A 12,248-nucleotide genomic window follows, 5' to 3' on the forward strand; every position below is an offset into this window, starting at 1 on the left:
AGCGCGGGGACGCAAGCGCGGGGACGCAAGCGCGGGGACGCAAGCGCGGGGACGCAAGCGCGGGGACGCAAGCGCGGGGACGCAAGCGCGGGGACGCAAGCGCGGGGACGGGGGGTAGCCGAGCGCGAAAGACGCGAGGTAGGCGAGCGCGTAGGACGCGAGGTGGGTGAGCAGGATCGGTCCGCGGCAAGTGGGCGCGGGAGCCGGGGTGGGAGCCCTAAGATCGTGGATGTGTCCGCTCCCGAGCCGATTCCCGGTGCTCGGCTGCTGTTCTCGCACGACGCAGCCGTCGCGCACCTGAACCACGGCGCCTTCGGGATGGTGCCGGTCGCGGTGCAACGGGCTCAGCAGCGGGTACGCGAGGAGATGGAAGCCAACCCGCACCGGTTCTTCGCCGTCGGGCTCGAGGAGCGCATCGCCCACGTGCGGCGCCATCTCGCCGCGTTCGTCGGGGCCGACCCCGAGGGCACGGCGCTGGTCGAGAACGCCTCCACCGCAACGTCGATCGTGCTCGGGAGCCTTGATCTCGGTACCGAGGACGAAATCGTGACGACCGATCACGGCTATGGTGCCGTTGACCTGGCGATCGCCGCGACGTGCCGGCGCACCGGCGCGGTGCATCGAGTCGCGCGGGTGCCGCTGGAGGCCGGCGACACGGCGGTCACGGCGGCGGTGCTGGAGGCGACCACGCCCCGGACCCGGCTGGTGATCGTCGACCACATCACCGCCGCGACCGCGCGCGTGTTCCCGGTGCGGCGCATCGTCGAGGCGGTGCGGGAGCGCTGGGGTGAGCAGGTGGCGGTGCACGTCGACGCCGCGCACGTGCCGGGCATCATCGACCCGCGGGTGAGCGACCTCGGGGCCGACTTCTGGGCCGGGAACCTGCACAAGTGGGCGTACGCGCCGCGCGGCACCGCGCTGCTCGCCGTCGCGCCCGCGCGGAGGGCACGCATCCGGCCGCTGGTCCTGTCGTGGTCCACCGAGGCCGGCTTCCCCGCGAACCTGGAGTGGCTCGGGTCGCACGACTACACGCCCTGGCTGGCCGCGACCACGGGACTGTTCGTGCTGCGCTCGCTGGGGATCGAGGCGGTGCGGCGGCACAACGCGGCGCTGGCGGACTACGGGCAGCACGTGGTCGCGGAGGCGCTCGGGGCCGAGGTGCCGGCGGCGACCGGGCTCCCGATGACGTTGATCCCGCTGCGCCCGGGCGTGGCGAGCGACCCGGAGGCGGCGGCCGCGCTGCGCCGGCGGATCTCGGACGAGCTCTCGGCCGAGGTCGGGCTGGCGGCGTGGCGCGGGCGGGGGTATCTGCGGTTGTCCGGCCAGATCTACAACCGGGCCGAGGACTATCAGCGGCTGGCGGCGGGGCTGCCGAAGCTTCTCGCATGAGGCGCTCGAACGAGGCGAAGGAGCCCGGGTCAGCGCAGCGGTAGGAGGCGCACGCGCGCGGGGCGGAGCAGTGTCATCGGGTCGAGGTACACGCTGCCGTCGGTTCTCAGGCCCCAATGCAGGCACGCCGCCACCGGGCAGTTGGGGTGGCCCGGTCTCAGCGTGCCGAGGGGCGTTCCGCGCGAGACCACCTGGCCCCGGACCACGGTCGCGGAGACCGGCTCGTACGTGGTACGCACGCCGCCCGGATGCTCCACGCTCACCACCGGCCGGCCGCCCACCATTCCGGCGAAGACGACCGTGCCCTCCCCGGCGCTGCGCACGGTCTGGCCGGGGGCGCCCGCGAGGTCCACGCCCCGGTGGCCCGCGGCATAGCGGTCCGAGGGCGGCTCGAAGCCTCTCGTCACGGTCACCGGGCCGTCGAGCGGCGCCTGGAACACGCCGTCCGCCGGAGTCTCGGCCGGCGCCTCGGCAACGCCGGCCGCGAAGGAGGAGGCCGCGGCACGTCTGGGCGTGGACAGGACCGAGGCAGCGGCGGCGATGGCCGTCGAGGCGGCGGCGACGGCGGTGGCGGCGAGGACGAGGAGCCCGATGCGGGAGAGGTTCTTCAACATGGCCGCGAGCGTCGCGGATTCCGGCCGCCGGGGCAAACGCGATCTTGCTGCCTGTGGATAACTGGACCCGGCCTGCACAGGGACTGACAGGCCGGGTCGCGGTGTGCTAACGCACCCGCCGCAGACGCATCAGCCGCCGAAGCCGTTGTCGGGCAGCGAGATGTCGGGCTTCTCGAGCTCCTCGACGTTGACGTCCTTGAAGGTCATCACGCGGACGTTCTTCACGAAGCGAGCCGGCCGGTACATGTCCCAGACCCAGGCGTCGTGCATCTCGACCTCGAAGTAGACCTCGCCGTCCGAGTTGCGCACGTGCAGGTCGACCTGGTTGGCCAGGTAGAACCGGCGCTCGGTCTCCACCACGTAGGAGAACTGGCGGACGATGTCGCGGTACTCCCGGTAGAGCTGGAGCTCCATCTCGGTTTCGTACTTCTCGAGATCTTCGGCGCTCATCGCGGTCCGCCTTCCATAGCCACATTGTCGCCCACTTGCGCCGGAACCCGTGCGGCCTCGCCGGGCGCCACGCCGACGTTACCGCGCCGTGAGCCCGGCCGCCCCACCGCCGCCACGTTCGCGTAGGAGAAACGGTGCTCGGGGCATGGCCCGTGGGCCAGCAGCGCCGCGCCGTGCACCGGAGTCGCGTAGCCTTTGTGCTCGTCGAAGCCGTATTGCGGGTACGTCTCGTGCAGTTGCTCCATGATCCGGTCCCGCGTGACCTTCGCCACGACGCTCGCGGCCGCGACGCACGCGGCGACCTGGTCACCCTTCCAGACCGCGAGGCCGGGGATGCCCAGGCCGTCGACCTTGAAGCCGTCGGTGAGCGCGTACTCCGGCCGCACCGACAGGCTCGCGAGGGCGCGCCGCATGCCGGCCAGGTTGCACACGTGCAGCCCGCGGCGGTCGATGTCGCCGGGTGGAATCACGATCGCGGTCCACGCCTCCGCGCGCCGGATCACCTGTTCGTAGACGCGCTCCCGCGCGGCCGCCGTCAGCAGCTTGGAGTCGTTGAGTTCCTCGATCTCGCCGCGGCGGCCCTGCGGCAGGATGACGGCGCCCACGACGAGGGGCCCCGCGCAGGCCCCACGGCCCGCCTCGTCGGCGCCGGCGACCCGGTTGAACCCGCGCCGCTGCAGGGCCCGCTCGAGGGCCCACAGGCCCGCGGCGCGATGCACGACGGTGCGCGGAGGCGCGAGCATCTCAGGCCACCTCCCGCAGGAGGCCGGGGAGGTCGGCGGGGTAGAAGCGCTCCGACGTCGCGGCGAGCTCGTCCGCCGACCACCACCTGGTGCTGTCGACGGTGGTCGCCTCGTAGTCGGCGAGGTGGGAGAGGTCCGCGGTGAACGCCTCCGAGCGCACGACGAAGAACGTCTGCTCCTGCGAGTACCAACGGCCATCGAAGGGGAACTCGACCCGATCGGTGCGGACGGGCCCGAGCAGGTCGGACCCGGTGATGCGCAGCCCGGTCTCCTCGTAGACCTCGCGCACGGCCGCGTCGGCGAGCGACTCCCCCGCCTCCAGGCCGCCGCCCACGGTGAACCAGTAGCGGTGCTCGGGCCGCGCCGGGTCGCATCCGCGCATGAGCAGGACGCGCCCGGACGGGTCGAGCAGCAGCACCCGCGCCGCCCGGCGGTCGATGTCTGCCGCGGCCTCCGTCATACCGACGAGACTACGACGCAATCACTTGGAGGTCGGATCCGGCACCTTGTCGAAGGTGTCGGGGACGCTGAGCCACTTGGCCCGGTTGAAGGGCCAGAAGACCACGAAGGCGCGGCCGATCACGGCGTCCTCGGGGATCGTGGCCTGGTTGGGATCCTTGGTGCGGATGAAGTTGTACCGCGAGTCGCCCGAGCGGGACCGGTGGTCGCCCATCACCCAGAGGCGGTCCTTGGGCACCGTGACGTCGAACTGCTCCTCGCTCGGGAGGTCCTGCAGCCCGTCGGCGTTGGCGTAGATGTAGGACTCGTCCAGCGGCGTGCCGTTGATCGTGATGCGCTGCTTGTCGTCGCAGCACACGACGTGGTCGCCCCCGACGGCGATCACGCGCTTGATGAAGTCCTCTTCGGACGGGTCGTTGCGCCACGAATCCGGCGCCGTGAAGACGATGACCTCGCCGCGATGCGGGGAGCGGAAGTCGTACACCAGCTTGTTGACGAGCACGCGATCCTTGATGAGCAGCGTGTTCTCCATCGACTCGGACGGGATGAAGAACGTCTGCAGGACGAAGGCGCGTACGACGACGGCGACGATGATCGCCACGCCCAGCAACACCGGCAGTTCGCGCCAGAAGCTACTGGGTTTCTTGGTCTGCTCGTCAATCACGCCCTGAAGGGTACGTGCTCGTCACCATCGGCGACGCCTCAACCGCTCCTGACGCGCCGAACGGGTCGAAAGCGAGAACGAGACAGCGATCGGTACAAGTACCATATCCGGGACCAACGGACTGTTGTGCGCACGCGTGACGTGCGGCCCAGGTGGTGCCAAAGCCGCTGGTTTCGGGACGTTCTTGAATGTGTCGGGCACGGGTAGCCAGCCCCAGCGACTGCTCGGCCAGAGGATCACGAACGCGCGGCCGATGACGTTGTCGATCGGCACCTGGCCCTGGCAGCGCGAGTCCTGGGAGACGCCGCGGTGGTCGCCCATCACGAACATCTGCCCGGCCTGGACCTTGATCGGCCCGAACCGGCGCGCCGTGCACTGCTTCGGGTTCGGGGCGGCGTCCAGCGGGGAGTTGTCGTAGAGGTACGCCGACTCGTCGAGCGGATAACCGTTGACCGTGACGCGCCCGTCGACGTCGCAGCAGGCGACGGTGTCGCCCGGGAGCCCGATCACCCGTTTGATGAAGTCCTTCTCGCCGGGCTGGCCGAACCCGACGAGGTCGCCGACGGTCTTGCCGAGCTCGGCGAAGAAGCCGGCGTCATTGTCGACATGGTTCTCGGGCACCCACGTGTCCGGGCCGGTGAACACGACGACCTCGCCGCGCTCGGGCTCCCGCACGTCGTACAGCACCTTGTTGACCAGCACCCGGTCGCCGACGAGGAGGGTCTCCTCCATCGAGCCCGACGGGATGAAGAACGCCTGCACCAGGAACGTGCGGATGAGCACGGCCAGGCAGAACGCGACGATCAGCAGCAGCGGCAGCTCCTGCCACAGCGGCATGTTCTTGCGCTTGCGGCGGACCTTGCTGCGCCAGGTGGACACCGAGTCGTCCTCGAGCGGGACACCCCGGCGGGGCCGGGCACCCGAGCCCGTCGAGCGCTCGCCACGGTCATAGCTGCGTTCGTACCGCTCCGCGCGCTCCCGCTCGCGACGTTCCCGCGGATCGTCGTACCCGGGCTCGTCGTAGCCGCGGTCGCGCTCGAACGCGCGGTCGCGCACCATCGGCGGCTCGTCGCGGTCCCATTGGCCGCGCCGAGAGCCGTACGGATCGTCGTCCCAGGAGCGCCCGCGGTTCCAGTCGCCCTGATCGCCCCGGCCGCCGCGATCGTCGCCACGGCTCCAGCCGCGCTCCGGTTCGCGACCCCAGTCGCCCCGGCCGCCGCCGCCCGAGTTCCAGTCGTCGTCGCGCTGGTGGCCACCCCGGCCCGGAGCGGGGTCGCGCCCGGGCTCCACGTCACGACGACCGGGCACGACGTCGCGGCCGGGCGGCGCCTCGCCACGCCCGTAGGCGTCGCGATCGTCGCGCGGCCAGCCGCCGTCGTAGGCGCGCTGCCCCTCTTCGGCGTCCGAGCGTCCCGAGGTCGACCAGTAGTCGTGGCCCGGGTAGTTGACGCCGCCGAAGGGTTGCTGCTGCCCGCGCTGTCCGCCCGCCTGATCCAGGGGGCGATCGCGCGGGCGTTGGTCGTCGGCGCGATCGTCGTAACCATCGCGGCCGTAGGGGTCACTTGCCATCGGCGTCAGCCTAGATGCACAAGACCACTTTGGGGAGACCGGCTCCAGATGACCGAAAGATCCGATCCCGGACGCGACGCAGGGAGGGTGCGCACCGCGCCCCTCCCCGTCGGCGATCCAGCGAAGCGCGAGGTCAGCTGCTGACCTTGGTCTCGCGCTTCTCCTTGATCTTGGCCTTCTTGCCCCGCAGGTCACGCAGGTAGTAGAGCTTCGCGCGGCGCACGTCGCCGCGGGTCACGACCTCGATCCGGTCGACGGCCGGGCTGTTCACCGGGTAGGTGCGCTCGACGCCAACGCCGAAGCTCACCTTCCGGACCGAGAAGGTCTCCCGCAGGCCGGCGCCCTGGCGACGGATCACGACGCCCTGGAAGACCTGGACCCGGGACCGGTTGCCCTCGACGACCCGGGCGTGCACCTTGACGGTGTCACCGGCGCGGAAGCTCGGGATATCGGTCCGCTGCGACTGTGCGTCCAGCGCGTCCAGCGTGTTCATCGCGGCTGTTCCTCGTCACTCAAGGCACGCCCGATCTCCGCGGCGCGCGAGGGTTTGTGATCATGGTGCCGGACACGTCAGGCCGCGGCAACCTCACCACTTTGCCACATCGACGCGCCGAACCTGAAATCAGGCCCCTTGATCACCGTCGGCGGCCCGCCGTTCGAGGGCGGCGATGAGGTCCGGGCGGCGCTCGGCGGTGCGCTGCAGGGCCTGCTCACGGCGCCACCGCGCGATGCGGCCGTGGTCGCCCGAGCGGAGGATGTCGGGCACGTCCAGGCCGCGCCAGCTGGGCGGCTTGGTGTACATCGGCGCCTCGAGGACCCCGTCGGCGTGCGACTCCTCCAGCAGCGAGTCGGCGTTGCCCAGCACGCCCGGAAGCAGCCGGGTGACCGCCTCGAGCACCACGAGGACCGCGACCTCGCCCCCGAAGAGCACATAGTCGCCGAGGGAGACCTCGCTCACGCGCATCCGCGCGGCGGCGTGGTCGAAGACGCGCTGGTCGATGCCCTCGTAGCGGCCGCACGCGAACATCAGGTGCTCCTCGCCCGCCAGGGCGCGCGCGGTCGCCTGGGTGAACGGAGCGCCGGCCGGGCTCGGCACGATCAGATGGGTCTCGGGGCCGGCCAGCGCGTCGAGAGCCTGGCCCCACGGCTCGGGCCGCATCACCATGCCGGGGCCGCCGCCGTACGGCGTGTCGTCCACGGTGCGATGGACGTCATGCGTCCATTTCCGCAGATCGTGTACCGCCAGCCGGAGCGTCCCGTTCGCGCGCGCCTTGCCGATCAGGGACAGGTCGAGCGGCGCGAGGTACTCCGGAAAGATCGTGACGACGTCGACCCTCATAGGTCGAAGAGGCCTTCCGGCGGGGTGATCACGATGCGCCGCCCGGGCACGTCGACCTCGGGAACGATCTCGCGCACGAACGGCACCAGGCCGTTGCGCCCGTCGGCGAGCCGCACGACGAGCAGGTCATGCGCGGGCGCGTGGTCGATGCGCAGCAGCTCGCCCACGTGCTCCCCCGCGGCGTCGACGACGTCGAGCCCGACCAGCTCGTGGTCGTTGAACTCGTCCGGGTCGTCGCTCGGCGGGATCGTGGCGCTGTCCACGCACAGCAGGACGCCGCGCATGTCCTCGGCGAGGTTGCGGTCGTAGATGCCCTCGAAGACCACCAGGAGGCGGCCCTGGTGCGGGCGGACCGTTTCGACGGTGAGCGTCGGCGGCGGCCGCCACGCGCCCGCAGGGACGGTCTGCAGATGCCGCACCGCCGTCGAGTCGGTCTCGAGGACCGACCCGACGGCGAAACGCTCAGCTGGCGCGTCCGTGCGCACGTCCACGACGACTTCGCCGCGGACGCCGTGCGCGCGGAAGACCTGACCGACGACGAGCAGCATGCGTCAGTACGCGTCGACGATCTCGACGCGCACGCCGCGGCCGCCGATCGACGTGATGACCTGCCGCAGCGCCTTGGCCGTGCGGCCGCCGCGCCCGATCACGGTGCCGAGGTCCTCCGGGTTGACCCGGACCTCCAGCCGCTGACCGCGGCGGGAGTCGACCATCCGCACCCGGACATCGTCGGGGTTGTCGACGATGCCCTTGACCAGGTGCTCGAGCGCCGGGCGCAGCACGTCAGGCCTCCGCGCCGGCGCCGGCACCGGACTGCTCCTCCGCCTGCGCGGCCGGAGCCTCGGCCTCGGCCTTCTTCTTCGGTTCGGCGGCCTTCTTCGCCTTCGGCGCGTCGGCGAGACCGGCGGCGGCCTGCGCCTCGGCCTCGTAGGCGGCCTTGCGGTCGGGAGCCGCGGCACGGACCTTCAGCGGCTCGGTCGGGGCCGGCAGACCCTTGAACTTCTGCCAGTCGCCGGTCTTGGACAGGATGGCCTGCACGGCCTCGCTCGGCTGCGCGCCGACGGAGAGCCAGTGCTGGACGCGGTCGGAGTTGACCTCGATACGCGAGGGCTCCTCCTTCGGGTGGTACAGCCCGACGAACTCGATCGCCCGACCATCACGCTTGGTGCGCGAGTCGGCGACGACGATGCGGTACTGCGGGTTGCGGATCTTGCCCATCCGCAGGAGCCGGATCTTGACGGCCACTTGGTTGCTCGCTCCTGGATCTGTTGGAAGCCGAGCGACCGCCCGGACACCGTGGGGATGGCGCCGTCGGCTGCTCTGTTGGACTGGCGCGACGCCGGGTTAGAGGGCTCGGACGCACACCGGATACCAGCAGACCATTGTGCCAGACCCGCTACCGTGCGCAAAAACGACCCCGCGTGAGCCCATCCTCTCCCGCGGCGCGGCCACTTTTTCCATTTTCGGACCTTTTCGCCGGTACCACCGATGCAGCCCGCCGCCCCTCACCCGAATTCGGCCGCCCGACACCCTCGGCCATGAACGTTTCACGGCTGATCTCACGCGCGGACGCGCTCGGCTACCGCTCGGGGCTGCGTGCCGGCCGCCGGCTCACCCGGGTCGCTCAGACGCCCCGCTCGCTCGGACGCCCAGTAGCCCGGGCGCGCGGATCGCTCGGGTGGGAGGGTCGCTTGGCCGCCTCGCTCGCTCCGACGCCCAGTGGCTCGGGCGCGCGGGTCGCTCGGACGCCCGGGTCACTCGGATGGGCGATTCGCTCGGAGGCCCGGTTGCTCGGACGCGCCCGGCCGGGCGTCAGCGCAGCGGGGGCCGATCCCAGCCGGCTTCGAGGCCGGGTAGCTCCCACCCGGGCGGCGGCATGAAGTCGGTCCAGGTGCCGTCGAACGGAAAGCCCCCGGCCTCGATCTCCTTGACGACCCGCAGGCCTTCCTCGCGCACCGCCGCCTCGTCCGCGACCCAGTAGTGCTCCGGCAGCGCGAGCCGCTCGAGGAACTCCTCCTCGTCCTTCCACTCCCACGTACGGTCCGGCGCCACGAGGATGTCGAGGTCCTCGTCGGTCACGTCGACGCCGGACGCGGCACCCGGATCGCACCAGCGGATCGCCGGGCGCTCCAGGTTGACGTACCACCCGGTGAACTCGTCCACATCGTTGCGAAACCACCACACCGAGTGCGCGGGATCACCGGGCCGGTGCAGCTTCAGCACTCCCGGCCCGTTCCAGGTGCCCTGCTTGAGCGAGGTCCCGCGCGTGACGTAGTCGGCGAAGGGCATCGTCCGCATCCCGTACCCGTCGCCGGACACCTCGTTCACCACGGGCGTGTGCCGCGCGATCCACAGCAGCAACCCGCGCTCGTCGTCGGACACGACGCGAGCGGGCCGCACCCATCCGATCCGTCCCCGCCGCACATTGCGGTGCATGATCACCTGGCCGGGCGTGAAGACGACGCTCAACCGCGCTCCCTGGGTAGGCCCCGCCCCGCGGGGTTCCGGTGACACCTGCATTTCACTCGCGCTCGGGAGCGGTCACGCGCGCTGCCCGGGCCGGTCCCAGCCCCGGTCACCGCTGGCGGGGCCGGTCCCAGCCGTCAGTCACCGCTGCCGGGGCCGGTCCCAGCCCTCGACAACGGGCTCCGGGATCGTCCACTCGTCCGGCGGCCGGAAGTCGGTCCACGTGCCGTCGAAGGGCCACTCCCCCGCCTCGATCATCGGGACGATCGCGTGGCCTTGGGCCCAGACGGCCTCGGGGTCACTCACCCAGTACGCGTCCGGGTGCGCCAGCCGCTCCTCGAACTCGTCCTCGTCCTTCCAGCCCCAGCGCCGGTCGGGCCAGATCCACATGTCGAGGTCCTGGTCGGTGAGGTCGACCCCCGCGACCTGGCCGTCGTCCCAGGTGACCCCCGGCTCCTCGAGGTTCACGTACCACGCGCGGAAGCGCAGCTCGGGGTCGAACAGCCACCACACCGAGTACGCGGCCCCGCGCGGGTGGAACTTCAGCGTGCTCGGCCCGCGGTACACGTCATGGATGATCTTCTTCGGCTCGGCGATCCACCGCTCGAACGGCATCCCGCGCGGCCCGTCGCCGTCCTCGTTGACCTGCCGGATGACGGGGCTGCCGGTCGCGAGCCAGAGGCTGGTGCCCTGCTCGTCGTCGGAGACCACGCGCGTCAGCGGCGCCCAGACCAGCGTGTCATGGGTGAAATGCCGGTGCAGGACCGGTCTTCCGGGACGCAACGGCACGCGGTCAGTGTATCGGCTTCGCGCTCCCGAGCCCGCTCCGGACGGCCGCCCAGCAGGTCACACCGGGCGGCGGCCGGCAGGTGGCGCTCCGCCGCTCGGACGCGCTCCTGCAGCCCGACGGGGCCGGTCGCCACACCGGGTCCGCGGCACCCAGATCGTCTCGCAGACCTGGCTGAGGATCACCTCAATGAGGGACGACCGGCGGAACGCGGACGCGCGGGCGCATCGCCCGGTCGGCGCGCGGAGGGCTCAGCGGACCACTCGACCGCACAGCACGAAGCGGCGAGGCCGGGGCATGGCGGGTCAGTTGGTCCCAGCACGTCGGCCGCCGGTGCTCGAATGCCCAGCAGACCGCTCGGGCGCGGGGGCGCGTCGCCCGGCCAGGCGCGCGGAGGGCTCAGCGGACCACTCGGCCGCGCAGCACGATGCGGCGGGGCCGGAGCAGGGTGGTCAGGTCGGTGCGGGGGTCCTCGGCGTACACGACGAGGTCGGCCAGGCCGCCCTCGACCAGGCCCGGGAAGCCCAGCCACTCGCGGGCGCCCCACGAGCCCGCGCGCAGCACGGCCTCGGCCGGCAGGCCCGCCTCGCGGTGCAGCAGGATCATCTCCTCGGCGGCCAGGCCGTGGTCGATGCCGCCGCCCGCATCGCTGCCGACGTAGATCGGGACGCCGGCCTCGTGGGCGGCGCGCACGATCGACGGGAAGCGGTCGCGGAGGGCGAGCATGTGCTGGGCGTACGTCGGGAACTTGTCCTCGGCCTGGGCCGCGATGCCCCCGAACGTCGCGATGTTGATCATCGTGGGCACGAGGGCCGTGTTGCGGCGGGCCATCTCGTCGATGTCGGACTCGTTCAGGCCGGTACCGTGCTCGACGGAGTCCACGCCCGCGCGGACCAGCGCGGCGACCGACTCCTCGGCGAAGGTGTGGACCGCGACCCGTGCGCCGGCGGCGTGCGCGGCCTCGATCGCGCCGGCCATCGCGGCGACGTCCCACGCGGGCGCGAGGTCGCCGACGCCGCGGTCGATCCAGTCGCCCACGAGCTTGACCCAGCCGCTGCCGAGGCCGGCCTGGCGGGTGATCTCGCCGGGCAGGTCCGCCTCGCCGACCTCGACGCCGATGTCCCGCAGGTACCGCTTCGGGGGCGCGACGTGCCGCCCGGCGCGCACGAGGCGGGGGACGTCGGGGTCGTCGTCGAGGGAGGCGTACGGGATCGGAGACCCGGCGTCACGAATCGCGAGGACGCCCGCGTCGCGATCCACGACCGCGAGCGACCGCGCCTGGTCGATTCCCTCGGACGGTCGGCCGCCGGGCTGGATGCCCAGGTGGCAGTGGGCGTCCACGAGCCCGGGCAGGATGTAGCCCTCGTCCGCGATCGTGAGCGCACCCGCGACCGGTGTGAAGGTCACGCGGTCGCCGACCAGCCAGAGATCGCGCCGCTCGCCGGAGGGCAGCAGCGTCCCCCGCACGTGGAGCGCCGGACCGCCGTCGTTCCCGCGCGCGGACGCGTCGCGGGATGCACGCGCGGATGCGCTGCGGGCGGCGGGCACGGGCGCGTTGGCATTGCCAGTCGCGGACGCGCTGCCGGCGGCGCGCACGGACGCGCTAGCAGTGTCGGTCGCGGACGCGCTGCCGACGCCATGCTCGGACGCGTCGCGGGAAGCGAGCGTGGACGCACTGCCAGCGGCGGGCACGGACGCGCTGCCGGCGCCAGTCGCAGACGCGCTGCCGACGCCTCGCTCGGACGCGTCGCGGGAAGCGAACGCCGAC

At 72.1% G+C, this 12,248-nt stretch carries 15 protein-coding genes; 1 reads left to right on the forward strand and 14 read right to left on the reverse strand.

All coding sequences use genetic code 11. The features are described from left to right. Positions 1-231: 231 nt before the first annotated feature. The gene (locus ABT369_RS41435) at positions 232-1,389 is read left to right on the forward strand and encodes an aminotransferase class V-fold PLP-dependent enzyme (protein WP_350621042.1); all 1,158 of its coding nucleotides are present in this window, start codon (positions 232-234) and stop codon (positions 1,387-1,389) included. A gap of 29 nt (positions 1,390-1,418) precedes the next feature. Here ABT369_RS41435 and ABT369_RS41440 read toward each other — a convergent pair whose 3' ends face one another. The 14 genes from ABT369_RS41440 to ABT369_RS41505 form a co-directional block, all read right to left on the reverse strand. Next, the gene (locus ABT369_RS41440) at positions 1,419-2,003 is read right to left on the reverse strand and encodes a M23 family metallopeptidase (protein ID WP_350621044.1); all 585 of its coding nucleotides are present in this window, start codon (positions 2,001-2,003) and stop codon (positions 1,419-1,421) included. A 129-nt stretch (positions 2,004-2,132) separates the two neighbouring features. Continuing rightward, positions 2,133-2,453 carry a DUF2469 domain-containing protein gene (locus ABT369_RS41445; RefSeq protein ID WP_033357832.1) on the reverse strand — a complete coding sequence of 107 codons (321 nt, stop codon included), beginning with the start codon at positions 2,451-2,453 and terminating at the stop codon, positions 2,133-2,135. After that, the gene (locus tag ABT369_RS41450) at positions 2,450-3,196 is read right to left on the reverse strand and encodes a ribonuclease HII (RefSeq protein ID WP_350621046.1); all 747 of its coding nucleotides are present in this window, start codon (positions 3,194-3,196) and stop codon (positions 2,450-2,452) included. Before ABT369_RS41450 ends, ABT369_RS41445 begins: the two co-directional genes overlap by 4 nt. A gap of 1 nt (position 3,197) precedes the next feature. Beyond that, positions 3,198-3,656 (reverse strand): NUDIX hydrolase, encoded by a 459-nt coding sequence (locus ABT369_RS41455; RefSeq protein WP_350621048.1) that lies wholly within the window; start codon positions 3,654-3,656, stop codon positions 3,198-3,200. Positions 3,657-3,677: 21 nt separating this feature from the next. Next, complete coding sequence (gene lepB / locus ABT369_RS41460) at positions 3,678-4,319, reverse strand: signal peptidase I (protein WP_350621050.1); 642 nt, start codon at positions 4,317-4,319, stop codon at positions 3,678-3,680. 21 nt (positions 4,320-4,340) lie between these two features. After that, complete coding sequence (lepB, locus tag ABT369_RS41465; protein ID WP_350621156.1) at positions 4,341-5,198, reverse strand: signal peptidase I; 858 nt, start codon at positions 5,196-5,198, stop codon at positions 4,341-4,343. Positions 5,199-6,021: 823 nt separating this feature from the next. Further along, positions 6,022-6,381 (reverse strand): 50S ribosomal protein L19, encoded by a 360-nt coding sequence (gene rplS / locus ABT369_RS41470; protein ID WP_350621052.1) that lies wholly within the window; start codon positions 6,379-6,381, stop codon positions 6,022-6,024. A gap of 129 nt (positions 6,382-6,510) precedes the next feature. Continuing rightward, a complete protein-coding gene (gene trmD, locus ABT369_RS41475) occupies positions 6,511-7,227 on the reverse strand; it encodes a tRNA (guanosine(37)-N1)-methyltransferase TrmD (protein WP_350621054.1) in 717 nt (238 codons plus the stop codon). Beyond that, positions 7,224-7,772, reverse strand: a complete 549-nt coding sequence (gene rimM / locus ABT369_RS41480; RefSeq protein ID WP_350621158.1) for a ribosome maturation factor RimM — start codon at positions 7,770-7,772, stop codon at positions 7,224-7,226. The genes trmD and rimM overlap by 4 nt, the downstream gene beginning before the upstream one ends. A gap of 6 nt (positions 7,773-7,778) precedes the next feature. Continuing rightward, positions 7,779-8,036, reverse strand: a complete 258-nt coding sequence (locus ABT369_RS41485; protein WP_033357826.1) for an RNA-binding protein — start codon at positions 8,034-8,036, stop codon at positions 7,779-7,781. Further along, positions 8,011-8,472, reverse strand: coding sequence for a 30S ribosomal protein S16 (rpsP, locus tag ABT369_RS41490; protein ID WP_350621056.1), 462 nt, complete (start codon positions 8,470-8,472; stop codon positions 8,011-8,013). The genes ABT369_RS41485 and rpsP overlap by 26 nt, the downstream gene beginning before the upstream one ends. Positions 8,473-9,039: 567 nt before the next feature. Beyond that, a complete protein-coding gene (locus ABT369_RS41495) occupies positions 9,040-9,663 on the reverse strand; it encodes a ribonuclease FAU-1 family protein (protein WP_350621160.1) in 624 nt (207 codons plus the stop codon). 171 nt (positions 9,664-9,834) lie between these two features. Then, positions 9,835-10,482 carry a ribonuclease FAU-1 family protein gene (locus ABT369_RS41500; protein WP_350621058.1) on the reverse strand — a complete coding sequence of 216 codons (648 nt, stop codon included), beginning with the start codon at positions 10,480-10,482 and terminating at the stop codon, positions 9,835-9,837. A gap of 397 nt (positions 10,483-10,879) precedes the next feature. Further along, positions 10,880-11,947: an amidohydrolase family protein gene (locus ABT369_RS41505; RefSeq protein ID WP_350621060.1), complete on the reverse strand. Its 1,068-nt coding sequence runs from the start codon at positions 11,945-11,947 to the stop codon at positions 10,880-10,882. Between the last annotated feature and the right edge of the window lie 301 nt (positions 11,948-12,248).

The sequence above is a fragment of the Dactylosporangium sp. NPDC000244 genome (assembly GCF_040300725.1).
Classification (GTDB): Bacteria; Actinomycetota; Actinomycetes; order Mycobacteriales; family Micromonosporaceae; genus Dactylosporangium.